Source organism: Streptomyces triculaminicus, from assembly GCF_017349075.1.
GTDB lineage: Bacteria > Actinomycetota > Actinomycetes > Streptomycetales > Streptomycetaceae > Streptomyces > Streptomyces triculaminicus.
Genome location: NZ_JAFMOF010000001.1, coordinates 1,884,803 through 1,909,452, shown reverse-complemented (window position 1 = coordinate 1,909,452; position 24,650 = coordinate 1,884,803). Strand labels below are relative to the sequence as shown.

Genomic DNA, 24,650 nt, shown 5'->3' with positions numbered 1-24,650 from the left:
CGGCCACCCGACACCCCAAGGAGCACACCATGTCCGCCCCACCGGCCGTCCTGGCCGTCATCCCCGCACGCGGCGGATCCAAGGGCGTGCCCTCCAAGAACCTCGCCGCCGTCGGGGGAGTACCGCTCGTCGCCCGCGCGGTCCGCGAGTGCCGGGCCTCCCGCCTGGTCACCGACGTCGTCGTCTCCACGGACGACGCCGCCATCGCGGACGCCGCCCGCGCCGCGGGCGCGGCCGTCGTCCGGCGCCCGGCCGCCATCGCCGGGGACACCGCCACCAGCGAGGCGGCGGTGCTGCACGCCATGGACGCCTACGAGGCCATGGCCGGCCGCCCGGTCGGCACGGTCCTGCTGGTGCAGTGCACCAGCCCCTTCCTCACCCGCGAGGACGTCGACGGCGTGGCGGCCGCCGTCGTCGAAGGGGGCGCGGACAGCGCCCTGACGGCGGCGCCCTTCCACGGCTTCGTCTGGCGGGAGGAGCGGGAGGAGACGGACGAAGGGCGCACGGACCGGCCCGCCGCCGTCCCCGCCCAGGTCGCCGCCGTCCCCGACCGGGCCGCCGCGCCGGCCCGCCCCGCCACGGGGCCCGCGGCGTCAACCACGACAAGGCCCACCGCCCCCGCCGCCAGGACCGCCCCCAGGACCTGCTGGAGACCGGCGCCGCCTACGCCATGCGCGCCGACGGCGTCCGGGCCGCCGGCCACCGCTTCTTCGGCCGGACCGAGCTCGTACGCACCGACGCCGCCCGCGTCCTGGAGATCGACGACCCGCACGACCTCGACCGCGCCCGCGCGCTCGCCCCGCTGCTCGACGCCGGCGGCCCCGCCGCCCTGCCCACCCTGGAGGACGTCGACGCCGTCGTCCTCGACTTCGACGGCACCCAGACCGACGACCGCGTCCTCATCGACGCCGACGGACGCGAGATCGTCGCCGTCCACCGCGGCGACGGGCTCGGCGTCGCCGCGCTGCGCCGGGCCGGGCTGGAGCTGCTGATCCTGTCCACCGAGACCAACCCCGTCGTCGCCGCCCGCGGCCGCAAGCTCGGCATCCCCGTCGTCCACGGCAGCGAGCGCAAGGACGCGGCGCTCAAGCAGTGGTGCGGCGAGCACGGCATCGACCCCCAGCGGGTGCTCTACGCCGGCAACGACGTCAACGACCTGCCCTGCTTCGGCCTCGTCGGCTGGCCCGTGGCCGTCGCCGGCGCGCACGGCCCCGTACGCGCCGCCGCGCGCGCCGTGACCGCAGCGCCCGGCGGCTCCGGCGCCGTCCGCGAGATCGCCTCCTGGCTGCTGGGCCCGGCCCTCGACGGTGGCCGCCGCGAAAGCGGCGAGGCCTGCACCAGGGCCGCCCCGTAAACCGCAGGCCCCCGCCTCACGACCCGACCTTCCGCCTCACACCCCTTCCTCTTCCTCTTCCCCTTCCCCCGCACCCTCCCTCCCTCCCGTGAAGGAACAGCCACCTCATGATCTCCGCCCCGCGCAGCGGCACCCGCACCCGTGTCCTCGGCGACCGGCCCGTCGGCCCCGGCCACCCCGTCTACGTCACCGGTGAGATCGGCATCAACCACAACGGCGACCTCGACAACGCCTTCGCCCTCATCGACGCCGCCGCCGACGCCGGCTGCGACGCCGTGAAGTTCCAGAAGCGCACCCCCGAGGTCTGCACCCCGCGCGACCAGTGGGACGTCGAGCGCGACACGCCGTGGGGCCGTATGACGTACATCGACTACCGCCACCGGGTGGAGTTCGGCGAGGAGGAGTACCGCCGCATCGACGACTACTGCCGCCAGATCGGCATCGCGTGGTTCGCCTCCCCGTGGGACACCGAGTCCGTCGCCTTCCTGGAGAAGTTCGACGTGCCCGCGCACAAGGTCGCCTCGGCCTCCCTCACCGACGACGATCTGCTGCGCGCCCTGCGGGCCACCGGCCGCACGGTGATCCTCTCCACCGGCATGTCCACCCCGCAGCAGATCCGGCACGCCGTCGAGGTGCTCGGCAGCGAGAACATCGTGCTCTGCCACGCCACCTCCACCTACCCGGCCAAGGCCGCCGAGCTCAACCTGCGGGTGATCAACACCCTGCAGGCCGAGTACCCCAACGTCCCCATCGGCTACTCCGGCCACGAGACGGGCCTGCAGACCACCCTCGCCGCCGTCGCCCTCGGCGCCGCCTTCGTCGAGCGGCACATCACCCTCGACCGGGCGATGTGGGGCTCCGACCAGGCCGCCTCCGTCGAACCCGGCGGGCTGCAGCGGCTCGTGCGCGACATCCGCGTGGTCGAGGAGTCGCTGGGCGACGGCGTCAAGCGGGTCTACGACAGCGAGCTGGGCCCGATGCGCAAGCTGCGCCGGGTGCCCGGCGTCGTCGCCGAGGCGGGCGACCGCGAACCCGTAGCGGTCTGACGGGCGCCCGGTGACCACGCCCGAGGGGCCGGCGTCCGGCCCGGCCCCCGAGGCGGCGGCCGCGGCCCGCGGCCCCGCCCGCCGCCTCAGGGGCCCCCGGCGCGCCGGGGGCGACGACGCCCCCACGCTCGCCTTCGTCGAAAGCCCCGTACAGCTGCTGAACGTCCTCGAGTGGGCGTACCGCGCGGGTCATTACGCACCGCCCGGCGGCCCTCCCGGCGAGGCGCCCCCGCTGCGCGACGGCGTGCCGCGCCAGCCCGGGCGGCGGGACATCACCCCCCTGGCCGGCGATCTCCTCGTCGTCGTCCTCGCCCCGCACGACCCCACGACCCGCGGCCAGCTGCGCCGGATGGCCGAGCTGGCACGGGACCAGGGTCACCGGGTGCGCTGGGAGGAGGCCCGGGGCGGGCCGGGGGCGCCCTTCGCCACGGTCGGCTCGCTCGCCGGACCGCTGCGCCGGGCCCGCCGGGTGGTCATCGGGGATCCGTTCTCGCGGTACGTCCAGCTGCTGCTGACCCTCGCCCGGGCCCGGGAGCTGGTCGTGGTGGACGACGGCACCGCCACCATGGAGTTCGTCTCCCAACTCGCGCGGGGCGAACGCCTCGTGCGCTGGCACCGGCGCCGGGGGGCCGGCGGACTGGGGGCGCGCGAGCTGCTTCTCGCGCCGGTGTCTGCTTCGGCGCGCCGGAAGCTGACACCGAACAACCGCCGTTCGGTGGAGGTCTTCACCTCCATGCCGGTGGAGCCGCCACCCGGAGTGACCGTCACGGCCAACGACTTCGCCTGGACCAGGGCCACCTACGGCCCGCCCCGGCTCACCCGCGGCACCGACCTCGTGGGCACCTCCCTCGTCGAGACCGGCGTCGTGGACCCCGAGCGCTACCTGGAGGCCGTGGCCGCCCTGGCCCGCGCCCACGGCGCCACCCGCTACTTCGCGCACCGCCGCGAGTCCCCCGACAAGCTGCGCCGCATAGCCTCCGGCCTGGGCCTTCAGGTCGTACGCCCCGAACTGCCGCTGGAGCTGATCGCGCGCCGCGGCCCCATCGGCCGCACCGTCGTGAGCTTCCCGTCCACCGTCGTGCACACCCTGCCGCTGGCCCTGGCGGGCACGGGCGTGAGCGTCGCGGTGTGCGACATCGACCCCGCCTGGCTCACCGAACACGCCTCGCCCCGTGCTGAGGACTTCCTGTCCGGAGTGACCGGCAGCGCGCGCGATGTGCGTCGGTTGCCCTACGCATCCGCGTCTACGACGTAGGCCGTAAATACGGGTCATACCCCTCGGCGGACCCATCCATGCGGCTGAACTTTTCTTGATTGAGGGACAGTTGCCCCATTCGGGGCTCTACCCTTCGCAGGGTGAACCATCTGATGCCCTGCGAAACCGACTCCGAAACCGCCCGCGGCGAACTGCCCGGTGTGCTTCCCTCCGGGCTGCGCGAGGAACTCATCGCGTTCCGACGGGACTTGCACATGCATCCCGAGCTGGGAAAGCGTGAGTTCCGCACCACCGCGGCGCTCCGGGCGAGGCTCGAGAAGGCAGGGCTCAGACCGCGCACCCTCACCGGTGGCACGGGGCTCGTCTGCGACATCGGGCGCGACGGCGCTTCGTACGCCGCCGCCGGCCGTCCCGTGCTCGCCCTGCGCGCCGACATCGACGCGCTGCCGATCCCGGACACCAAGACCGTCTCCTACCGCTCGACGGTCCCCAAGATGGCTCACGCCTGCGGTCACGACGTGCACACCACCGTCGTCCTGGGCGCGGGACTGGTCCTCGCGGACCTGGCCGAAAAAGGCCTGTTGCCCCACCCGGTGCGGCTGATCTTCCAGCCCGCCGAGGAGGTGCTGCCCGGCGGCGCCCTCGACGCCATCGAGTGCGGCGTGCTGGACGGTGTGGACCGGATCCTGGCCGTGCACTGCGACCCCAAGGTGGAGGTCGGCCGGATCGGGCTGCGCACCGGAGCGATCACCTCCGCCTGCGACCGCCTCGAGGTCACCCTGGCCGGCGCCGGCGGCCACACCGCCCGCCCCCACCTGACCACCGACCTGGTGACCGCTGCCGCCCGGGTGGCCACCGACGTGCCCGCCGTGCTCGCCCGAAGGGCCGACGCCCGTTCGGGTCTCTCCGTCACCTGGGGGCGGCTGGTGACCGGGCACGCCTGCAACGTCATCCCGCAGCACGCCGAGCTCGCCGGCACCGTCCGCTGCCTTGACCTGCGCACCTGGCGGGAGGCGCCCGACCTGGTGCACGCCGCCGTCGACGAGGTCGCCGGCCTGCACCGCGCCAAGTCGGAGATCAACTACACCCGCGGCGTCCCGCCCGTGGTGAACGACGCCGAGGCCGCCGGACTGCTGCGGAACGCCATGACCGCCCGCCGGGGCCGGTACGCCGTGGAGGACACCGAGCAGAGCCTGGGCGGAGAGGACTTCTCCTGGTACCTCGAGCGGGTTCCCGGCGCCATGGCACGGCTCGGTGTGCGCCCTGTGGGCGATTCGACCCTGCGTGATCTGCATTGCGGAGATTTCGACGTGGATGAGAAGGCGATCGAGGTCGGGGTGGAGCTGTTCACGGCGGCCGCGATGCTGGATGGCAACCGTATGTAGGCAATCCGGTCAAGTCTGGTTAACGACGAATCGATAACGGCTTGCAGGCACCCCTTTTATCTGCATCTACGCGCGTTACGATTCCCGCGAACCAGCGCCAACGGAGGCGCTTCGAGTGAAGGGGCCCCTCGTGCGCCGGGTATCCACCATCGCTGTCGCGGGCATCAGCACCGCGGCTCTCGCATTCACTCTCACCGCCTGCGGTGAGTCCTCGACCGAGTCCAGCGACTCCAAGGCCAAGGGCGTCGGCCTGGCGTTCGACGTCGGCGGCCGTGACGACCACTCCTTCAACGAGTCCGCCGCCCGTGGCGTGGACAAGGCGGAGAAGGAGCTGGGCGTCAAGTCCAAGATGATGACCGCCAAGAACGGCGAGACCGAGGCGGACCGCGAGCAGCGCCTGTCCTCCCTCGCCGAGGCCGGCTACAACCCCGTCATCGGCGTGGGCTTCAACTACTCCAAGTCGATCGAGAAGGTCGCCAAGGACTTCCCGAAGACCAGCTTCGCGGTCGTGGACTCGGTTGCCCCGGGCAAGAACATCGACAGCATCACCTTCGGTGAGCACGAGGGCTCCTACCTCGCCGGTGTCGCCGCCGCGCTGAAGTCCAAGAACCACAAGGTCGGCTTCATCGGTGGCGTGAACAACGCCCTGATCCAGAAGTTCCAGGCCGGCTTCGAGCAGGGCGCGAAGGACACCGACTCCAAGGTCGAGGTCACCTCGCAGTACCTGTACCCGAACAACGACAAGGGCTTCAACGACCCGGCGGCCGCCAAGGAGAAGGCCAAGGGCATGCTCGACTCGGGCGTCGACGTGATCTACACCGCGGCCGGCCTCTCCGGCAACGGCTCGATCGAGGCCATCGCCGGTCAGAAGGGCGCCTGGGCGATCGGCGTCGACTCCGACCAGTACCAGCAGCCGGGTCTGGACAAGTACAAGGCCTCGATCCTCACCTCCGTGGTGAAGAACGTGGACGTGGCGGTCTTCGACCTCATCAAGAGCGTCCAGGACGGCAAGCCGCTCACGGGCCCGCACCCGTACCTGCTCAAGGACGGCGGCGTGTCGCTGGCCACCTCCGGTGGCTTCATCGACGACATCAAGGACAAGGTCGAGGCCGCGAAGAAGAAGATCGCGGACGGCCAGGTCAAGGTCCGCACCACCCCGTGATCACAGGCCGGTGCTGACCGGCCCGTAAGGACTGCGGGCCCGGCGGCGAGGAGCGATCCTCGCCGCCGGGCCCGTACATACTCCCCCAGCTAACGCTGGGTGGTACCCCCAGCCAACGCTACGCGCGTAGCGTTCTCTTGACGCGTGTAGCGTCGCCTCCGCCCAGCCGGACCTCTCCGTTACCCCGCACGGCCCAATCCGGCTCCCGCTCCCTTTCTCCGAGGAGAGTGCGCCATCAAAGCGTCCACCAAAGAGCCCAGCAGTACCGCCCCAGCGGTGGAACTCGCGGGTATCACCAAGCGGTTCCCCGGTGTCGTGGCCAACCACGACATCCACCTCACGGTCCGCCGCGGCACCGTTCACGCCCTCTGTGGCGAGAACGGCGCCGGCAAGTCGACCCTGATGAAGATCCTCTACGGCATGCAGAAGCCGGACGAGGGCACGATCACCCTGGACGGTGAGCAGGTCACCCTGCACACGCCCGCGGACGCCATCTCGCGCGGCATCGGCATGGTGCACCAGCACTTCATGCTCGCCGACAACCTCACCGTCCTCGAGAACGTCGTCCTCGGCGCCGAGAAGCTGCACGGCATCGGCGGCAAGGCCCGCGCGAAGATCAAGGAGATCTCCGACGCCTACGGTCTGGGCGTGCGCCCCGACGTCCTCGTCGAGGACCTCGGCGTCGCCGACCGCCAGCGCGTGGAGATCCTCAAGGTCCTCTACCGGGGTGCCCGCACGCTGATCCTCGACGAGCCCACCGCCGTCCTGGTGCCGCAGGAGGTCGACGCGCTCTTCGACAACCTGCGCGAGCTCAAGTCCGAGGGCCTCACGGTCATCTTCATCTCGCACAAGCTCGGCGAGGTGCTCTCCGTCGCGGACGACATCACCGTCATCCGCCGGGGCACCACCGTCGGCACCGCGGTGCCCAGCGAGACCACGCCCAAGCAGCTCGCCGAGCTGATGGTCGGCGAGGAGCTGCCGTCGCCGGAGACCCGTGAGTCCACGGTCACCGACGTGCCGATGCTCACCGTCGACGGCCTGCACCTGTCGGCCACCGACTCCGACGGCGTCGTCCGCGCGGTGCTCGACGGCATCTCCTTCACCATCCACAAGGGCGAGGTCCTCGGCCTCGCGGGCGTGGAGGGCAACGGCCAGGCCGAGCTCGTCGAGGCCATCATGGGCATGCGCACGCCGGACGGCGGTGTCGTCACCCTCGACGGCGCCGACATCACCAAGGCGCCCACGCGCAAGCGCCGCGAGGACGGCATCGGGTACATCCCCGAGGACCGTCACCGCCACGGCCTGCTGCTCGAGGCCCCGCTGTGGGAGAACCGCATCCTCGGTCACGTCACCGAGAAGCCCAACAGCAAGCGCGGCCTCATCGACATCAAGGCCGCCCGCGCCGACACCGAGCGCATCGTGCGCGAGTACGACGTGCGCACCCCCGGCATCGAGGTCACCGCGGCCTCGCTCTCCGGCGGCAACCAGCAGAAGCTGATCGTCGGCCGCGAGATGAGCCACCTGCCCAAGCTGCTCATCGCCGCGCACCCCACCCGGGGCGTGGACGTCGGCGCGCAGGCGCAGATCTGGGACCAGATCCGCGAGGCGCGCCGCGAGGGCCTGGCCGTGCTGCTGATCTCCGCGGACCTGGACGAGCTGATCGGCCTCTCCGACACCCTGCGGGTGATGTTCCGCGGCCGTCTGGTCGCCGACGCCGACCCGGCCACGATCACTCCGGAGGAGCTGGGCTCGGCCATGACCGGCGCCGCGTCCGGCCACCTGGAGCACCAGGAGGACGGCGAGGACGGCAAGGACGCCAAGGACGGCGGGGACGCCGATCCGGCGGAGCCGGCCGAGAAGCCGGAGACGGCCGACGAGCCCAAGGCCGAGAAGCCGGAGACGGCCGACAAGGCCGAGGCCGACAAGGCCGACGAGAAGAAGTCCGACAAGAAGTCCGAGAAGAAGGAAGGCGGTGACGCGAAGTGAAGAAGTTCGACAAGGACAAGCTGATCCTGGGTCTGGCCGCCCCGGTTCTGGCGATCGTGGCCGCGCTGGCCATCACCTCGATCATCATCGCCGCCACCGGCCAGGATCCGTTCCACGCCTATGAGGTCATGATCGACTTCGGCTCCAAGGCCGACAGCCAGGTCTGGATCATCAACAAGGCGACGCCGTACTACCTGTCCGCGCTGGCCGTGGCCATCGGCTTCCGGATGAACCTGTTCAACATCGGCGTCGACGGCCAGTACCGCATCGCGGCCTTCTTCGCCGCCGTCGTCGGCGGCGCGCTGACGCTGCCGGGCATCATCCAGATCCCGGTGATCATCATCGTCGCGATGATCGTCGGTGCGATCTGGGCGGGCATCGCCGGTCTGCTGAAGACCACGCGGGGCGTCAACGAGGTCATCAGCACGATCATGCTGAACGCCATCGGCGCCTCGATCATCGGTTACTTCCTTCAGGACGGCCGGCTCGCGGAGAAGGAGGGCAACCTGATCCACACGCCCTACCTGCCCGACTCCGCGCAGTTCTTCGAGATCCCGACCCAGCCCAAGCCCATCTACGGCTTCGTCGTGATCGCGGCCCTCGCGGGCGTCGCCTACTGGTTCGTGCTCAACCGCACCCGCTTCGGCTTCGACCTGCGCACCGTGGGCCGTTCCGAGTCCGCGGCCCAGGCCAGCGGCGTCAGCGTCAAGCGCATGGTGATCACCGCCATGCTGCTCTCCGGCGCCATGGCCGGCCTCGTCGGCATGCCGACCCTGCTCGGCGTGTCGTACAACTACGGCACCGACTTCCCCGTCGGTATCGGCTTCACCGGCATCGCCATCGCGCTGCTCGGCCGCAACAACCCCATCGGCATGGCCCTCGCGGCCCTGCTCTGGGGCTTCCTGGAGCGCACCGGCACGCAGCTCGAGTTCGAGGGCTACGCCCAGGAGATCGTCGGCGTGATCCAGGGCGTCATCGTCCTGTGCGTCGTCATCGCCTACGAGATCGTGCGCCGGTACGGACTCAAGGTCCAGCAGCGCAAGGTCGGCGAGGAGCTCGCCGCCCAGGCCCGTAAGAGCGACAAGGCGGAGGTTTCCGCGTGAGCACCACCTTCACCGCCGCGCTCTCCGAGCGACTGAGCGGCAAGAACAAGCCGGCCGGTGGGAGGCGCAAGCTCTCCTACCCCGTCGTCCTGCTGATGATCGCGGGCGCGCTGCTGCTGCTGTCCGCCCTGCGGGTCATCACCAGCGCCGAGGACCTGACCTCCTCCGGCCAGTGGAGCGGCGCCCTCGGCGCCGCCGTGCCGATCGGCCTCGCCGGCCTCGGCGGCCTGTGGGCCGAGCGGGCGGGCATCGTCAACATCGGCCTCGAGGGCATGATGATGCTCGGCACGTTCTGTGCCGGCTGGATCGGCTGGCAGCACGGCCCGTGGGCGGCCGCCCTGGCCGGTGTGATCGGCGGCGCCATCGGCGGCGTCGTGCACGCCATCGCCACCGTCACCTTCAACGTCGACCACATCATCTCCGGTGTGGCGATCAACATCCTGGCGCTGGGCTTCACCCAGTACCTGGCCAAGCTGTGGTTCGGCGCCGAGGGCAGCGCGGCGCAGCAGGCGGGCGGCAACGACAAGCAGTCGCCCGTCATGGAGAACATGGGCCACTTCTCGGTCCCCGGCCTGTCCGACTGGCTGCACTCGATCGAGAAGCACCACTGGTTCTTCGTCTCCGACATCGCCGGCATCCTCAACGGCCTCGTCTCCGACGTGTCCTGGCTGACCATCGTCGCGGCGCTGCTGTTCGTCGGCACGTTCTTCGTGCTGTGGCGCTCGGCGTTCGGCCTGCGCCTGCGGTCCTGCGGCGAGAGCCCGGTGGCGGCCGAGTCCCTCGGCGTCAACGTCTACACGTACAAGTACGCGGCCGTGGTCGTCTCCGGCGCCCTCGCGGGTCTCGGCGGCGCGTTCCTGGCCATCGGCACGCACATGTACTCCGACGGTCAGACGGGTGGCCGCGGCTACATCGGTCTCGCCACGATGATCTTCGGTAACTGGCGTCCTGGCGGCGTCGCGATGGGCGCCGGCCTGTTCGGCTTCATGGACAGCCTCCAGCTGCGCTCGGGCGGCCCGACCGTCCACGCGCTGCTGCTGCTCGTCGCCGTGCTGCTGATCGGCCTCGTGGTGTGGCAGCTGAAGAAGGGCAAGAGCCGGCAGGCGATCGTCAGCTCGATCGTCGTCGCGGCGCTCGTCGCCTGGTACCTGCTCACCACCACCGTGCCGCTGGAGTTCGTCGACGCCACCCCGTACGTCGCGACCCTGCTGGTGCTGTCGCTCTCGGCGCAGCGTCTGCGGCCGCCGAAGGCCGACGGTCAGCCCTACCGGAAGGGTCAGGGCAAGTAGTGAGCTCTTCCGTGAACTGGGAAGACCTCCGTGCGCAGGCCCGGGACGCCATGTCCCGGGCCTACGCCCCGTACTCGGGCTTCCCCGTCGGTTCCGCGGCCCTCGTGGACGACGGCCGCACCGTGAGCGGCTGCAACGTGGAGAACGCCGCCTACGGCGTCGCCCTGTGCGCCGAGTGCGGCATGGTCTCCGAGCTGATCGCCACCGGCGGCGGCCGCCTGACGCACTTCACCTGCTGCGACCGCCACGGCAACATCCTGATGCCGTGCGGCCGCTGCCGGCAGCTGCTGTGGGAACACGGCGGCCCGGAGCTGGAGGTGGACACGGTCTCGGGCATCCGCCCGCTGGCCGAGCTGCTGCCGGACGCGTTTGGGCCCGCCGACCTGAATCGTTGAAGATGTACCCAAGCGCCGGACGGGCTGATATTTCAGCCCGTCCGGGTCACTTTCCGGCCCCGGAAAGACCTGAGGACTACGAACCCAAAGGAAAATGTGCTGATGGACGCCATTTCCGTTATCCGCACCAAGCGTGACCGCGGCCGTCTGACCGACGAGCAGATCGACTGGATGATCGACGCGTACACGCGCGGTGAGGTCGCCGACGAGCAGATGTCCTCGCTCGCCATGGCCATCCTGCTCAACGGCATGGACCGGGCCGAGATCGCCCGCTGGACCGCCGCGATGATCAAGTCCGGCGAGCGCATGGACTTCTCCTCCCTGCCCGTCCCCACCGCGGACAAGCACTCCACCGGCGGCGTCGGCGACAAGATCACCCTGCCGCTGGCCCCGCTCGTCGCCGCCTGCGGCGCGGCCGTGCCCCAGCTCTCCGGCCGCGGCCTCGGCCACACCGGCGGCACCCTGGACAAGCTGGAGTCCATCCCCGGCTGGCGCGCGCTGCTCTCCAACGACGAGATGATGGACGTCCTGCGCAACGTCGGCTCCGTCATCTGCGCCGCGGGCGACGGCCTGGCCCCGGCCGACAAGAAGCTCTACGCGCTGCGCGACGTCACCGGCACGGTCGAGGCCATCCCGCTGATCGCCTCCTCCATCATGTCGAAGAAGATCGCCGAGGGTACGGGCTCGCTCGTCCTCGACGTCAAGGTCGGCTCCGGCGCGTTCATGAAGAACATCGCCGACGCCCGCGAGCTCGCCTCCACCATGGTCGGCCTCGGCACGGACCACGGCGTCAAGACCGTCGCCCTGCTCACCGACATGTCCACCCCGCTCGGCCTCACCGCGGGCAACGCCCTCGAGGTCCGCGAGTCGGTCGAGGTGCTGGCGGGCGGCGGCCCGGCGGACGTCGTCGAGCTCACCATCGCCCTGGCCCGCGAGATGCTCGACGCGGCCGGCATCAAGGACGCCGACCCGGCCAAGGCCCTCGCCGACGGCTCGGCCATGGACCACTGGCGCCGCATGATCATCGCCCAGGGCGGCGACCCGGACGCCACCCTGCCGGTCGCCCGCGAGCAGCACGTGGTGACGGCCTCCGCCTCCGGCGTCCTCACCGCGCTCGACGCGTACGCCGTCGGCGTCTCCGCCTGGCGCCTGGGCGCCGGCCGCGCCCGCAAGGAGGACCCGGTGCAGGCCGGCGCGGGCATCGAGATGCACGCCAAGCCGGGTGACACGGTCACGGCCGGCCAGCCGCTCATGACGCTGCACACCGACACCCCGGAGAAGTTCGACTACGCCCTCAAGGCCCTCGAGGGCGGCGTGGAGATCTCCCCGGCGGGCACGGCCTTCACGCCGAACCCGATCGTGCTGGACCGCATCGCGTAAGCGACGCGCGTCGATCGAACAGAGCCCCCGCCTTTTCAGGCGGGGGCTCTGTCGTTTCATCGGCACCGGCACCGGCGACGTCAGCCGAAGATGTCCGCGATGACGTCGAAGTCGAACGGTGCCGGGGTCAGGCGGTAGCCCTCCGGCGGCTCGACGCCCAGGAGGTTGCGGACCAGGAAGTCCCACCGGCGCCGGGTGACGTAGTGCTCGTAGCCGGCGAAGATGTGCTCGGCGCCGGGGACGATCAGCAGCTCGAAGTCCTTGTCGGCGGCGATGAGGCGCTCGGCCAGGCGCAGCGTCAGATGGGGGTGGACGTTGTCGTCCATGCCGCCGTGGACCAGCAGCAGCTTGCCCTCGAGGCGGTCGGCGGCCTCCACGTTGGACGAGCGGGCCCAGACCTCCGGGTCCTGGCCGTCGTAGGTCTCGGCCCACCACAGGTGGTAGTTCCGGTTCTCGTGGTTGCCCGCCTCGGAGACGCCGACCTTGAAGACCTCGGGGAAGTCGCACATGGCCCGTACGGTCGCGTAGCCGCCGCCCGAGATGCCGAAGATCCCCACCCGGTCGAGGTCCATCCAGGGCCGCTCGGCGGCGAGCTGCCGCAGCGCCGCCACGTGGTCGGCCATGCCGCCGGCGTCGGCCAGGTTCCGGTCCGAGGCGTCGTGGAAGGCCTTGTCCCGGCCGGGCGTGCCGCGCCCGTCGAGCGCGACGACGACGAATCCGAGGGCGGCCACGGCCTCGGCGTCGGGCTGGAAGAACGCGTTGTCGAAGGACGCGGATCCGCGCCGCATGTGCGGGCCGGGGTAGGGGTGGTCGATGACGGGGTAGCGGCGGTCGGGGTCGAAGTCGTGCGGGCGGTGGAGGACGCCGTGGATGTCGGTGACGCCGTCGGCGGCCTTGACGCGGAAGGGCTCCGGGGGCGTCCAGCCCGTGGCGAGCAGCCGGCCGATGTCGGCGCGCTCAAGCTCGACGAGGACCCGTCCGTCCCAGTCCCGCACGGTGATCACTGGGGGAGTGGTGCTGGTGGACGCGGAGTCGATGAAGTACCGACCGCTTTCCGGCAGGGTCACGACGTGGTCGAGGTCGTCGTCGGTCAGGCGTACGAAGCCGGTGCCGTCGAGCCCCACGCGGCACACGGAGCGGCGGTAGGGGTCGGCCTCGATCAGCCCGGAGGCGACGAAGTACACCACCCGCCGGTCCTCGTCGACGCGCAGGATCTCCTGCACCGCCCACCGGCCCGACGTCACCTGCCGGCGCACCTCGCCGGTGCGCGCGTCGTAGAGGTAGAGGTGTCCCCATCCGTCCCGCTGGGAGTACCAGAGCACCTCGGCCCCGCCCGCCAGCACCTTGACCATGGGCGCCTGGCGCTGCTGCTGGGCGGGTTCCACGCGCGTGTCGCCGGTCTCGGTCACCACCGCGGTCACCTTGCCCGTGGCGGCGTCCAGCCGGTCCAGCCGCAGGCGGCGCCCGTCGCGCGAGCCGTTCAGGTGGTACACCGCCGAGCCGTCCTCGGCCCACCAGGCCCACTTGGTCGTGATCGGCGACATGAGCGGCAACGGCTCCGGCCCGGTCTCCGCGCGCACCGCCTCGCCCGTGGCGACGTCGAGCACGACGAACTCGCCGAGCGGAATCCGCTCGTCACCGGGGAACGCGTACCGCTGGGTGATCAGTCGCGGCGCGCCGCCGTCGGCCGGCGCCGCCTCCACCAGGTGCGTCGTACGCACCTCGCGCTGGTCGGTGCGGTGGGTCAGGACGCGCGTCGAGTCGGGCGACCAGGCCAGGGCGGGCGGCAGGTGGGATATGCCCATCTTCTCCAGCAGGACGGTGGGGGAGAAGGGGCTGGTCCCGTAGGCGTGGTCGGCCTCGCCGTCGGTGGTCAGGGCGCGTTCCCGGCCGTCCGCCGAGCGCACCCACAGGTCGTGGTCGCGCAGGAACACCGCCTGCTCCCCGTCGGGGGAGGGGATGTCCAGGAAGCCGCCGGACTGGCCCTCGCGCTCGGCCTTCTCGCACCCGTAGGTCTCGAGCGAGCACCGCCAGTGGGCGTCGAACGCGTCGAACTCCACATGGCCCTCGGTGGGCTCGATCGCCGCGAACGGCAGTGCCGCCGCGTCCACGTCCTGCCCGGAGGCGGCCGCCAGGGCGGCGGCGAGACGCTCGTGGTCGAACGCCGGCTCGCGGGTGCCGTTCCGCGGGTCCACGAGGACGAAGCGCCGGCCGGCCTCGGTGTCGACGGTGTACCAGAAGCGGTCGCCGCCCTCGATCCAGCGCGGCCGGACGCGGCCGCCGTGGACGAGCCGCGAGCGGTTGTGCCGCAGCAGCTGCTCGGCGGTTCGGTAGGCGGTCGCGTCGAGTCGTGCGGTGGTCATGGGATCCCCCCGGAAGTTCATGCGTACGGTGTTCGCTCGATGCGCACACCGTACGCAATGCGAACGATGTGCGCAAGGTCGTCCGGCGCGCGCTAGCCTGACCCGGTACGAGAGGAGGCCTCATGACGGCCGATGACCAGCAGATCTCTTCGGTATGGACCCGCCCGCCCCGCGGCCGGCGCGACCAGCCGGCGCTCAGCCGGGAGCAGATCGTCGCCGAGGCCGTCCGGCTGCTCGACGCCGAAGGCCTCCACGCGCTGAGCATGCGCAGGCTGGGCGCCCGCCTGAGCGCCGGAGCCACCTCGCTCTACCGGCACGTGGCCAGCAAGGACGAACTGATCGAGCTGGTTCTCGACGAGATCTACGGCGAGCTGCGGGTGTCGACCGTCACCGACCCGGCCGCCTGGCGCGAGGCCGTCATCGACACCGCGGGCGGCATCCGCGCGATGCTCCTCCGCCACCCCTGGGCCGTCTCGGTCATCGGCGGCGCCGGCCTGTCCTACCTGGGCCCCAACCTCATGCGCATCACCGACGACATGCTCGCGCTCCTCGAGTCGGCCGGCTTCGGCCTCGAGGCCGCCGACAGCGCCCTGAGCACCGTCGTCGCCTACGTGATGGGCATGACGAGCGCCGAGGCGGCGTGGCTCACCAAGCTCGCCGGCTCCGGCCTGACGCAGGACGAGTGGGCGGAGCAGGCCTGGCCCGCGGTCCGGCGAGCCGTCGAGCCCTACCCGCGACTGCGCCGGCTGTACGCGCCCGACGGCGACAAGGACCCGCAGCGCACCCGCGAGGAGGACTTCACCCGCGGCCTGAACCACATCCTGGACGGGTTCGAGCCCCGGCGCTGACGGCCGCGGGGCCGGGCGATGACGCCCGCGAGGCCGCGCTGACGCCCGCGGGGTCGCGACGGCGGCCGCGTCGCCCGACGAGGGGCTTGATCACCTCTTCGGGTGATGCGACGCATGCCCGCGCACACGGTGGGGAGTGTGGCCGTGCCGAGCACGACCGCTGCCACCCGGGGGACGGCCCGCATGCGCCAACTCGTCACACACACCGCCGCGTTCGCCACCGCGAGGCGCGAACCGGCCTGATCCCCAGATGCGCCTTCCCGCACGGACCGCGGGGCCGCGGGCCGGCCTCCTGCTCCTGACGACCCGCTGCCTCCTGACGACCTGCTGCCTTCTCATGGCCGGCCTCCTGGCCGGTTGCGCGGCCCCCGCGCCGCCTCCGCCCGCACCGGAAGAGGTGATCAAGGCCGCCACCGGCCTCCTCACCGACGCCTGCCTGACCCGCCGGGGCCTCACCCCGCCGCGTCCCGGCCAGAGCCCCCCGCCCGCCGCCGAACAACAGCGCGTCACCGCCGCCCTCTTCGGCGCGGGCCCGGCCGAACTGTCCGTAGCCCTGCCCACCGGCTACGTCGTACGCGCCCACACCGACGGCTGCCTGGCCGCCGCCCAGCAGCGGCTCTACGGCGACCAGCGCCGCTGGTTCCGGGCCTCGGTGATCGTCAACAACCTCCGCCCCGAAGCCGACAGCACCCACCGCACCGTCGCCGAGGTCCGCGCCCTGCACCACGCCGAGCTCGACGAATGGCGGCGCCTGCGCGCCCACGCGCTCACCGAATCCACCACCCTGCTCGCCGACCCACCACCGACAGGAGACCCACGACCATGAAGCGCCTCACCGCACTCCTCACGGCGGCCCTGATCTCCGCCGGCGCCGTCCTGACGACATCGGTCACCGCGCAGGCGGCGAACTGCCGCAGCGGCTACTTCTGCGTCTGGACGCACGCCAACTTCGACGGCATGAAGATCGAGCACAGCGGCGACGACCACTGGTGGGAGGGGAACATGAACAATCAGGACTCCTCATGGGCCAACCACGGCGTCTCCGGGCCGGGCGTGAAGGACCACGTCAAGGTGTACGACGGCCGCGAACTGACAGGGAAGGTGACGCTCTGCCTGGCGCCCGGCCAGGAGGTCGGCTACAACCAGGGCGCCAACGACAAGGGCGGCTCCCACACCTGGACCGCCCGCTGCTGATCCTTCCGCTCCGGCCGGTCCTACGGGCCGCTCCGCCACCCGGCGGGGCGGCCCGTGGTGCGCCCGGGTCAGCGCGGCGAGGGCGGGGCGGAGGCCAGCGCGGCCAGGTAGTCGTCGAGGAGCCCGGCCTGGCGGTCGGGCGGGAACGCCGTGGGGTTGAGCAGGGCCTGCACCACCAGGCCGAGTACGAAGGACTGGGCGCCCTCCGCGATGCGCGCCGGATCCCCGGCCGGCAGCTCGCCGAGCCGCTGGGCCGTGGCGACCAGGTCGCGCAGCCGGTCGCGGCTCTGCGCGTACATGCGGGCGTGGTTCGCGCTCACGGCGGGATCGGCGAGCGCGGTGTCCCAGGAGGACACCCAGATCCGGTTGCTCGCGGTGGCCTCGGCCGTCAGCGGAAGGATGCCGAGCAGCGCGGTCCGCACGGCGGACAGGCCGTCCCCGCCGGCGGGCCGGGGGCGGGCGGAGGTCCGCTGTTCGAGCAGGTCGAGGGCGTGCGCGAGGAGGTCGCGTTTGGCGGGGAAGTAGTGGGTGAGCAGGCCGGTGGTCGCGTCGAGTTCGGCGGCGACCGCGCGGAGCGTCAGCCCCCCGAAGCCGTGCGCGGCCAGCACCCGCCAGACCGCCTCGGATACGTCGCGGCGACGGGCTTCGTGGTCCCCCTTGGTGCGTGGCATGCTGCTACGGTACATACTCATAACACTTGTTGTGTAAATGGGGGTCTCACCGTGTTCTCTCTCCCGCTACGGGACAACGCCCGCCTCGCCCCGCTCGAGGCATGGCATGCCGAGGAGTTCGCCGCCCACCTGGACCGGGCCCGCGAACACATCCGCCCGTGGGTCGGCCCGGCGTTCGTCACCGACGACCTCGACGGGGCCCGGGACACCCTGCGCCGCTACGCCGAACGCCAGGCCGCGGACGGCGGCCGCCTCTACGGCATATGGCTCGACGGCACGCTCGTCGGCGGCGTGATGTTCGTCGACTTCGACGCCGCCCTGGGTTCCTGCGAGATCGGCTGCTGGCTCGAGCCGGCCGGCGAGGGCCACGGCCTGGTCACCGAGGCGTGCCGCACCCTGCTCGACTGGGCGTTCACCACCCGCGGACTGCACCGCGCCGAGTGGCACTGCCGGGCGGACAACGAGCGGAGCTCCGCGGTGGCCAAGCGGCTCGGCATGACCCAGGAGGGCGTACGGCGCGAGTTCTGGCCCTACGACGGCGCCCGTCACGACAAGCAGATGTGGGCGATCCTCGCCCACGAATGGCAGGCCCGGCCCTGACAACTGCCCGCGCCGGCCGAACGGTTCGGCGCGCTGGGGGAGTTCCATCCGACGGGGTGTTCCTCTTTACAGGCTGCGGGCGGTGATGTTGCCGTAGGACGTGGTCGCGTGGATGGTCAGGTCCGTGGCGCCGTCGGTGTTCTTGAGCGCGTTGTGAATGCGGCCGTAGCCGGTGACAGCGTCCAGGGAGGCGGAGACGCCGGTGGCGGCGTCGACCGACAGGTCGCCGGCCTGGGTGCGCAGCGTGATCGTGCCGCGCATGGCCTCGGCGATCCGGATGCCGCCCTTCTCGGTGCTGATCTCTGCGTCGCCGCCCAGGCGGCCGACCGCGATGTCGCCGGCGAGGAGCGTGAGGCGGGCGCCTGCGGCCTCGTCGAGCCCGACCGTGCCCTGCGCGGCCTCGAAGGCGACGTCGCCGAGCCGCCCGACGCCACGGAGTTCGGCGTCGGCCGCCTTGGCCTCGACGCGGGAGCCGGCGGGCAGCTGGACCGTGACCTCGACGGATCCGGAGGGGCCGAAGTACTGGTTCTTCGCGGCCGGGGCCTGGATCCGCAGGACGCCGTCGGCGTACGCGACCTCGATCCGCTCCGCCGCCTTCACGTCGCGGCCCTTCGAGGCGTCCGCGGGCAGGACCTCGACCGTGGCGTCGGCCCGGTCGGCGGCGATGAACCGGATGCGGCCCGCGGGGACGTCGAGAATGGCGGCGATCGGGGCGGTGGTGGCGAACTTCTGCATGATGTCTTCCTTCGGCTCGTCGTTTCTGACTCCGCAAAAGCTACGTTGCGTTCGCGGATCCCGCAACGTGCTCGTTGCGAAGAACCAGCATTAATGCAGGTCAGAGCCATAATTTCATTGCAATGATGGTGAATCTAATGCAACATCAACCGCCTGTTTGTTGCAATGGGTGGAAAGTGAACGCTAGGGCTTCATCCACCGGGAACGCGACGAAGGCCGCCGCGAGCGCGAGGTCGTCGACGACGCCCGGTACCCGTCGGTGATCGCTGCCGCCCGGTCGTGCCGCAGAATCGGCCATCGAGACCGGAATCTACGGGGATTGAGAGTCACGAGATGCGCGTGTTGTTGCTGTCGTACGGGTCGCGCGGGGACGTCGAGCCGATGGTGGGGCTCGCGACGCGGTTGCGGGCACTCGGCGCGGAGGTGCAGGTGTGCGCGCCGCCGGACTTCGCGGAGCTGCTGGACGGTGCCGGCTTCCCGCTGGTGCCGCTCGGCCCGTCGATCCGCGAGATGGCGACCAAGGCGGTGACCGCGACGAAACCGGCGCCGCCGACGAGCATGCAGCAGCGCGCGGCCGAGATGTTCGCCGCGACGTACGAATCGGTCGCCGCGGTGGCCGAGGGCTGTGACGCGGTCGTGGCGACCGGCCTGATCCCCGCCGCGGCCGCCGCACGGGCGGTGGCCGAGAAACTGGGCATCCCCTACGTGTTCGTGGCCTACTTCCCGACCTACCTGCCGTCGCCGCACCACCCGCCGCTCGTCTGGCCGGGCCGACCGGTCCCCCCGGACGTGACCGACAACCGGGTCCTGTGGGACCTGAACGCCGAGAACATCCACGAGCTGTTCGGCGAGGCGGTCAACACCCACCGGGCGACGATCGGCCTGCCCCCGGTGGACGACGTCCGCGACCACGTCCTCACCGACCACCCGTGGCTGGCGGCGGACCCGACCCTGGCCCCGTGGCCGGAGCCGGCGGACCTCGACGTCGTACAGACCGGCGCGTGGATCCGACCCGACGAACGCCCCCTCCCCGCCGACCTGGAGGCCTTCCTGAACGCCAGCGCCCCGCCGGTGTACGTGGGCTTCGGCAGCATGCCCCTGCGCGACGCGCAGGACGTCACCCGGGCGGCCATCGAGGCCGTGCGCGCGCAGGGCCGCCGCGTACTCCTCTCCCGCGGCTGGGCCGACCTGGCCCTGACCGACGACCAGGACGACTGCTTCGCCGTCGGCGAGGTCAACCAGCAGGCGCTGTTCGGCCGGGTCGCCGCCGCCGTCCACCACGGCGGCGCGGGCACCACGACCACGGCCGCCCGAGCCGGCGCGCCCCAGGTGGTCGTACCCCAGATGGCGGATCAGCCGTACTGGGCCGCCCGCGTCGCCGAACTGGGCATCGGCGCGGCCCACGACGGCCCGACCCCGACCACCGAGTCCCTGACGGCCGCGCTCAAGACGGCCCTGACCCCCGACACCCGCACCCGAGCGGCTGCCGTGGCCCGCGCGATCCGCACCGACGGGACGACGGTGGCCGCGAAGCGGCTGCTCGACGCCGTCAGCCGAGAGAAGCCGCCGGTGTCCTCGTGAACCGCGCGGGATCGTAGCGCCAGGCGCCCCGCGCCGGACCGCACCGCCGACTCCGATTCTTTACGGCCCCACCGGTTGCCGCGTGGCAGGCGGTACGCGATGTAGCTCGCCGCGCTACGGTCCGCCGTGCGGCGGGCGGCACGGGTCGGCTTCCGCGGCTCGGGCAGCCCCGGGGGCCGAAGGGCCCCGTAGTCCGCGAAGCGTCGCGTACCGCAGCGTTGGCAGCTCCACACGCCGTCCTGGTCCTGTGTCCACCCGGCGGTGTGCGGGCAGTCGATGCCGGTGCTCATGACGCGTGCACCTCCAGCATGTGCTGCCGCACGGCGACCGTCGCCTGAACCGCCTGGTGCATGCCGCCGCTGTCGACGGCCCGTCGCTGTGCAGCCAGCAATTCCGTGCACTCGGTGCACCCGGTCTCACCTTTTCGCTCGCTGGACCAGCAACCCCGGGCGGTCCGGGCCGTCGGCACGCCGAGGACGAACCACGTCGCCTTGCCGGGCCCGGGCCCGTGCGCGCACACTCCCCACGCGTCCGCGCCGTGTTCGATCAGCATCAGGCCACGGCCCGACTCGTCCTCGTCGGACGCCACGTGTCCCCGTACGGGCAGCCCCGCCGCGCCGTCGTGTACGAGCACCCGCAGGTGCCCTGGCCCGGTCCACTCCGCGACGAGCGTGACCGGCGTCGTGCAGCCTTTCGCCCGGCAGGCGTTGACCGCATTGGTGACCGCCTCCGATGTGAGCGTCACGGCGGTGTCGGCGAGGTCGCTCCGCCGCGCCGCCGTCAGCAATGTGCGCACCGCTTCGCGCGCGGCGCGCACCCATGCCGGGTGGGGTGGGAAGACGAATGAGCAGTCGGGGCCTGGGTGGGTGTCCATGGCGGGTCTCCTGAGGCGGGACGTGGCGTATGCGGTGGCGCTACGGTCGCCAACTCGATGTGATACAGGTGCACTTCAGTGCAGCCGCGTGGTTGCCGAGCGGCTTCGACGCTATGGGCAGATGCGTCACTGTTCCAACTGTGTACGCCGAAGACCCCCCGCAAGAGTGACGTGCGGACGAGTCGGTGGATCGGGTTACCGCAGAGCGAAAAACTGCGCGCACATCGATTTGGAGGACGACCATGCCGCCGAGGAGTGCCCCCAGCGAACGCCAACGTCGACTAGGGGCCGAGCTGCGCAAGCTACGCACTCGCGCACGGTTGTCAGGAGACGATGTCGCCGCCTTGCTGCAAGCCGACCGCTCGCGGGTGAGTCATATCGAGGCCGGGCGGGTCGATGTACCAAGGAACGGCTTGTACAAGTTGCTACATGCCTACGGGTGCGAAAGAGGCCCGCTCTTCGAAGCGTTGATGAACATGGCGCACGACCGCGGCAAGGGCTGGTGGGACGCCTACAGAGATGTCATGGAGCAGCGCGCGCTCGACCTGGCTGAGCTGGAGGCAAGAACGACAAGCGTCCGTATCCATGAGCCGTCGGTCATCCCGGGCATGCTGCAGACCAAGGAGTATGCGCGCGCTGTCATCTCGAACGTGGCGCATGACCATGAACACCTGGACCGATGGGTGGACTTCAGGCTTGCGCGACAGGCAGTCATGTCAGGGCTCGAGAGGTATCACGCCGTTATCCACGAATCAGCGTTGCGCACGCGGGTGGGGGACGCCAAGACCATGCGGAAGCAGCTTCTGAGGCTCATCGAAGTCGCCCGCCTGCCTCACGTGACCGTGCAGATCTTTCCGTTCGAGATGGGGCCGTACTCGTCCCACATGCGCTCCTTCGTCCTTTTCGGAGGCTCGACGCCGGAGCTCGACACTCTCTACCGCGAGCATCCGACCAACGCGGACTTCATCGGGGATAGCAACCGCATCGGCGAGTACGTAAGAATGTTTGAGCGACTGGCGTCGCTGGCGCTTGAGCCCCTCGACCCGGCGGCTCCCCCTGAAGCCCAGGAGAACCAGGACTCGCTGAGTCTCCTCCAGCACGTCTTGTACGAACTGCGATAGGTAGCGACATGCCTCAGCATGAATGGCGTAAGTCCTCATTCAGTACCGGCCCCAACAACGACTGCGTCGAGGTCTCTCCATCGCCCGGCGGGCTCATACGCCTCCGCGAGAGCGACCGCCCCGCCGACGTCATCACCACAACTCCCGCCACCTGGGCCACACTCCTCCGCACCGTCAAGGCCGGCGGGCTGGGGTGACCGATGCCGCCCTGCCGGCGGCCTGACTGTCGATCTTTCCGGGACGGACTATTGGTTACACCGTACACGGTGTGTACGGTGTAACCACATCGACGTTCGGAGGATCTGATGTCTCAGCAGACTGTTGCGCACGCGTTCGCCGCATTGATGAACGGCCACGACCCCGATGCCGTGGACGGCTTCGTGGCCGAGGACTACGTCAACCACAACCCGTACGTCGAGGACGGGCGGGAGGCCAACCGGGCCTTCTGGGGCCGCTGGTTCGCTGCCTTCCCCGACACCCGTGTGACCCTTGAGGACGTCCTGGTCGACAGCGACCGTGTGGTCGGCAGGTTCACCTACCGTGCCACCCACCTCGGGTCGCTGCTCGGCGAGGAGCCCACCGGCCGCCCGGTGGAGATGCGGTCGCTGGACATCTGGCGGGTACGGGACGGCATGGCGGTCGAGCACTGGGACGAGCTCAACACCGTCGAGTTCTTCACCCAGCTGGGCCTGCTGGCGCCGATGAACATGCCCGGTGCACCCGCCGGCGCGCGGAGCCGGGAAGAGGGCGATGCATCATGACGCCCCCCGGGCAGGAGCCCGAGCCCTCCAAGTCCCGGCAGCGCCGGGAGCGGGAACGTGCCGAAACGCGCACCGAGATCCTGCAAGCCGCCCGTGAGCTGGCCCGCGCCGAGGGCTGGGAAGCGGTGAGCATGCGTCGCCTGGCCGACCGGATCGGCTACTCCGCCAACTACGCCTACCGCTACTTCAAGGGCCGGGACGACATCCTGCTGGCCTTCGTCAAGGACGGCTTCGTCCGGCTCGCCGGCATCATGCGCTCGGGCGGCACGTCGGTCCAGGCCGCAGCGGCCGCCTACTTGGACTTCGCGCTCGACGAGCCGGACGTCTACCAGGTGATGTACGGCCTCGGCGGCGTCCACGTGCCCGCCGCCGACACCGTCACCGAAGGCGCCGCGGTCGGCGCCGTGATCGCGGACGCCCTGGGGATCGCGGACCCCAACGACGACCGCATCGCCCGTATCTGGGCCACCGCGCACGGCCTCGCCGCTCTGCACGCCATCCGCAAACTCCCCGTCGACCGTGCCCACCTGCACCGGCTGCTGGCGGCAAGCGTCGACGACCTGCTCCGCGCCCCGAGGCAACCGGAAGGAGACGCCCGATGACCACCGCTCTCGCCGTCCCCGCCCGCTGGACGGCGGACGACATCCCGGACCAGACCGGTCGGACGGTCATCGTGACCGGTGCCAGCAGCGGCCTGGGCTACGTCACCGCGCGAGAACTCGCCCGCCACGGCGCCCACGTCATCCTCACCGCACGAAACGCGGACAGAGGCAGAGCCGCGCTGGACAGGCTCCGCGGCGAACTCACCGCACCCGCCCTGGAGCTGCGCACCCTGGACCTGGCCGATCTGGACTCGGTCCACGCGTTCGCCGGCGCCCTCGACACACCCGTGGACGTACTCGTCAACAACGCGGGGATCATGATGCCGCCGCGCACCCTCACCAAGCAGGGGTTCGAGTCCCAGTTCGGCACCAACCACCTGGGGCACTTCGCGCTGACCGGCCTGCTGCTGGGGCGGCTGCGGGCCGGAAGCGACCCACGCGTGGTGACGGTCACGTCGACCCTCCACAAGAGCGGAGCCATTCACTACGACGACCTCGACGGCGAACGCTCCTACTCGCCGCGCGGGTTCTACGCCCAGTCCAAGTACGCCAACGTGCTGTTCGGCCTCGAACTGGACCGGCGACTGCGTACGAGCGCCGTCCCGGTCCGCAGCGTCCTGGCCCACCCCGGCTACTCGGCCACGAACCTCCAGTCCTCCGGACCGACCGGGCTGCTCAAGGCCATCCTCAAGGTCACCAACCGCCTCGTCGCCCAGGACGTCGAGACGGGCGTGCTCAACCAGCTCTACGCGGCGGCTTCCCCGCATGCCAGGGGCGGGCAGTTCATCGGACCCGACGGACGCAACGAGGCGAAGGGCCACCCCACCCTCGTACAGCCAGCCGAGTCCGCCACGGATCCCGAGACCGCCCGCCGCCTGTGGGACCTGTCGGAGCAGCTCACAGGAGTCCGTTACGACTTCACGACCTGACCGGCCTGACCGACCGGCCCGCACCGGAGCCGCTCGAAGCCGCGATGGACGGCTC

24 protein-coding genes and 2 pseudogenes are annotated in these 24,650 nt (G+C 71.2%); 20 read left to right on the top strand and 6 right to left on the bottom strand.

What is annotated here, in order from left to right; all coding sequences use genetic code 11:
• Positions 1 to 29: 29 nt before the first annotated feature.
• The 10 genes and pseudogenes from J1792_RS08960 to J1792_RS08915 all read left to right on the top strand — a co-directional run bounded on the left by J1792_RS08960 (position 30) and on the right by J1792_RS08915 (position 12,316).
• Positions 30 to 1,354 (top strand): annotated as a pseudogene (locus J1792_RS08960) (cytidylyltransferase domain-containing protein).
• 107 nt (positions 1,355 to 1,461) lie between these two features.
• On the top strand, positions 1,462 to 2,400 hold the full coding sequence (locus tag J1792_RS08955; RefSeq protein WP_207246954.1) for an N-acetylneuraminate synthase family protein: 939 nt from the start codon (positions 1,462 to 1,464) through the stop codon (positions 2,398 to 2,400).
• 10 nt (positions 2,401 to 2,410) lie between these two features.
• On the top strand, positions 2,411 to 3,655 hold the full coding sequence (locus J1792_RS08950; RefSeq protein WP_207246953.1) for a hypothetical protein: 1,245 nt from the start codon (positions 2,411 to 2,413) through the stop codon (positions 3,653 to 3,655).
• A 113-nt stretch (positions 3,656 to 3,768) separates the two neighbouring features.
• The gene (locus J1792_RS08945; RefSeq protein WP_086572636.1) at positions 3,769 to 5,001 is read left to right on the top strand and encodes an amidohydrolase; all 1,233 of its coding nucleotides are present in this window, start codon (positions 3,769 to 3,771) and stop codon (positions 4,999 to 5,001) included.
• Positions 5,002 to 5,131: 130 nt separating this feature from the next.
• Positions 5,132 to 6,163 (top strand): BMP family lipoprotein, encoded by a 1,032-nt coding sequence (locus tag J1792_RS08940; protein WP_086572634.1) that lies wholly within the window; start codon positions 5,132 to 5,134, stop codon positions 6,161 to 6,163.
• 276 nt (positions 6,164 to 6,439) lie between these two features.
• Entirely contained in the window at positions 6,440 to 8,149 is a 1,710-nt protein-coding gene (locus J1792_RS08935; protein ID WP_086572623.1) for an ABC transporter ATP-binding protein, read from the top strand.
• Positions 8,146 to 9,252: an ABC transporter permease gene (locus J1792_RS08930; protein WP_086572622.1), complete on the top strand. Its 1,107-nt coding sequence runs from the start codon at positions 8,146 to 8,148 to the stop codon at positions 9,250 to 9,252. The genes J1792_RS08935 and J1792_RS08930 overlap by 4 nt, the downstream gene beginning before the upstream one ends.
• Positions 9,249 to 10,541 carry an ABC transporter permease gene (locus J1792_RS08925; protein ID WP_242705367.1) on the top strand — a complete coding sequence of 431 codons (1,293 nt, stop codon included), beginning with the start codon at positions 9,249 to 9,251 and terminating at the stop codon, positions 10,539 to 10,541. Before J1792_RS08930 ends, J1792_RS08925 begins: the two co-directional genes overlap by 4 nt.
• Before the next feature lie 11 nt (positions 10,542 to 10,552).
• A complete protein-coding gene (locus J1792_RS08920) occupies positions 10,553 to 10,936 on the top strand; it encodes a cytidine deaminase (RefSeq protein WP_278251586.1) in 384 nt (127 codons plus the stop codon).
• A gap of 96 nt (positions 10,937 to 11,032) precedes the next feature.
• Entirely contained in the window at positions 11,033 to 12,316 is a 1,284-nt protein-coding gene (locus J1792_RS08915) for a thymidine phosphorylase (protein ID WP_086572619.1), read from the top strand.
• Between the two features lie 80 nt (positions 12,317 to 12,396).
• Here J1792_RS08915 and J1792_RS08910 read toward each other — a convergent pair whose 3' ends face one another.
• A complete protein-coding gene (locus J1792_RS08910) occupies positions 12,397 to 14,679 on the bottom strand; it encodes a S9 family peptidase (RefSeq protein WP_086572617.1) in 2,283 nt (760 codons plus the stop codon).
• Between the two features lie 122 nt (positions 14,680 to 14,801).
• Between J1792_RS08910 and J1792_RS08905 the strand changes: the two genes are divergently transcribed.
• The 3 genes from J1792_RS08905 (at position 14,802) to J1792_RS08895 (ending at position 16,721) form a co-directional block, all read left to right on the top strand.
• Entirely contained in the window at positions 14,802 to 15,527 is a 726-nt protein-coding gene (locus J1792_RS08905) for a TetR/AcrR family transcriptional regulator (RefSeq protein WP_086572615.1), read from the top strand.
• A gap of 250 nt (positions 15,528 to 15,777) precedes the next feature.
• Complete coding sequence (locus J1792_RS08900) at positions 15,778 to 16,353, top strand: hypothetical protein (RefSeq protein WP_372446081.1); 576 nt, start codon at positions 15,778 to 15,780, stop codon at positions 16,351 to 16,353.
• Complete coding sequence (locus J1792_RS08895; RefSeq protein WP_086572614.1) at positions 16,350 to 16,721, top strand: peptidase inhibitor family I36 protein; 372 nt, start codon at positions 16,350 to 16,352, stop codon at positions 16,719 to 16,721. Before J1792_RS08900 ends, J1792_RS08895 begins: the two co-directional genes overlap by 4 nt.
• Positions 16,722 to 16,789: 68 nt before the next feature.
• Here J1792_RS08895 and J1792_RS08890 read toward each other — a convergent pair whose 3' ends face one another.
• Positions 16,790 to 17,392: a TetR/AcrR family transcriptional regulator gene (locus J1792_RS08890; protein ID WP_086572612.1), complete on the bottom strand. Its 603-nt coding sequence runs from the start codon at positions 17,390 to 17,392 to the stop codon at positions 16,790 to 16,792.
• A gap of 51 nt (positions 17,393 to 17,443) precedes the next feature.
• On the opposite strand from J1792_RS08890, the gene J1792_RS08885 reads away from it, so the two are divergent.
• Positions 17,444 to 17,992 carry a GNAT family N-acetyltransferase gene (locus J1792_RS08885; RefSeq protein ID WP_086572611.1) on the top strand — a complete coding sequence of 183 codons (549 nt, stop codon included), beginning with the start codon at positions 17,444 to 17,446 and terminating at the stop codon, positions 17,990 to 17,992.
• Positions 17,993 to 18,058: 66 nt separating this feature from the next.
• Here the strand turns inward: J1792_RS08885 and J1792_RS08880 are convergent, their stop codons facing one another.
• Together J1792_RS08880 and J1792_RS08875 are read right to left on the bottom strand one after the other, a co-directional pair.
• Positions 18,059 to 18,727, bottom strand: coding sequence for a DUF4097 family beta strand repeat-containing protein (locus J1792_RS08880; protein WP_086572609.1), 669 nt, complete (start codon positions 18,725 to 18,727; stop codon positions 18,059 to 18,061).
• A 145-nt stretch (positions 18,728 to 18,872) separates the two neighbouring features.
• Positions 18,873 to 19,025 (bottom strand): hypothetical protein, encoded by a 153-nt coding sequence (locus J1792_RS08875; RefSeq protein ID WP_207246952.1) that lies wholly within the window; start codon positions 19,023 to 19,025, stop codon positions 18,873 to 18,875.
• A gap of 35 nt (positions 19,026 to 19,060) precedes the next feature.
• Here J1792_RS08875 and J1792_RS08870 point away from each other — a divergent pair, with 35 nt between their 5' ends.
• The gene (locus J1792_RS08870) at positions 19,061 to 20,308 is read left to right on the top strand and encodes a glycosyltransferase (protein WP_207246951.1); all 1,248 of its coding nucleotides are present in this window, start codon (positions 19,061 to 19,063) and stop codon (positions 20,306 to 20,308) included.
• A 101-nt stretch (positions 20,309 to 20,409) separates the two neighbouring features.
• Here the strand turns inward: J1792_RS08870 and J1792_RS35730 are convergent.
• Together J1792_RS35730 and J1792_RS08865 are read right to left on the bottom strand one after the other, a co-directional pair.
• Positions 20,410 to 20,598: pseudogene (locus tag J1792_RS35730) on the bottom strand (DUF6255 family natural product biosynthesis protein); the annotation flags it as partial.
• Positions 20,595 to 21,182 carry an ATP-binding protein gene (locus J1792_RS08865; RefSeq protein WP_086572606.1) on the bottom strand — a complete coding sequence of 196 codons (588 nt, stop codon included), beginning with the start codon at positions 21,180 to 21,182 and terminating at the stop codon, positions 20,595 to 20,597. The gene J1792_RS08865 and the pseudogene J1792_RS35730, both read right to left, overlap by 4 nt.
• Positions 21,183 to 21,424: 242 nt before the next feature.
• Between J1792_RS08865 and J1792_RS08860 the strand changes: the two genes are divergently transcribed.
• The 5 genes from J1792_RS08860 (at position 21,425) to J1792_RS08840 (ending at position 24,595) form a co-directional block, all read left to right on the top strand.
• Positions 21,425 to 22,303, top strand: a complete 879-nt coding sequence (locus tag J1792_RS08860) for a helix-turn-helix domain-containing protein (protein ID WP_086572630.1) — start codon at positions 21,425 to 21,427, stop codon at positions 22,301 to 22,303.
• An 8-nt stretch (positions 22,304 to 22,311) separates the two neighbouring features.
• The gene (locus tag J1792_RS08855; RefSeq protein WP_086572604.1) at positions 22,312 to 22,500 is read left to right on the top strand and encodes a DUF397 domain-containing protein; all 189 of its coding nucleotides are present in this window, start codon (positions 22,312 to 22,314) and stop codon (positions 22,498 to 22,500) included.
• A gap of 108 nt (positions 22,501 to 22,608) precedes the next feature.
• Positions 22,609 to 23,064, top strand: a complete 456-nt coding sequence (locus tag J1792_RS08850; protein ID WP_086572602.1) for an ester cyclase — start codon at positions 22,609 to 22,611, stop codon at positions 23,062 to 23,064.
• Positions 23,061 to 23,666 carry a TetR/AcrR family transcriptional regulator gene (locus tag J1792_RS08845; protein WP_086572601.1) on the top strand — a complete coding sequence of 202 codons (606 nt, stop codon included), beginning with the start codon at positions 23,061 to 23,063 and terminating at the stop codon, positions 23,664 to 23,666. The genes J1792_RS08850 and J1792_RS08845 overlap by 4 nt, the downstream gene beginning before the upstream one ends.
• Positions 23,663 to 24,595, top strand: a complete 933-nt coding sequence (locus J1792_RS08840) for an oxidoreductase (protein ID WP_207246950.1) — start codon at positions 23,663 to 23,665, stop codon at positions 24,593 to 24,595. Before J1792_RS08845 ends, J1792_RS08840 begins: the two co-directional genes overlap by 4 nt.
• Positions 24,596 to 24,650 lie beyond the last annotated feature (55 nt).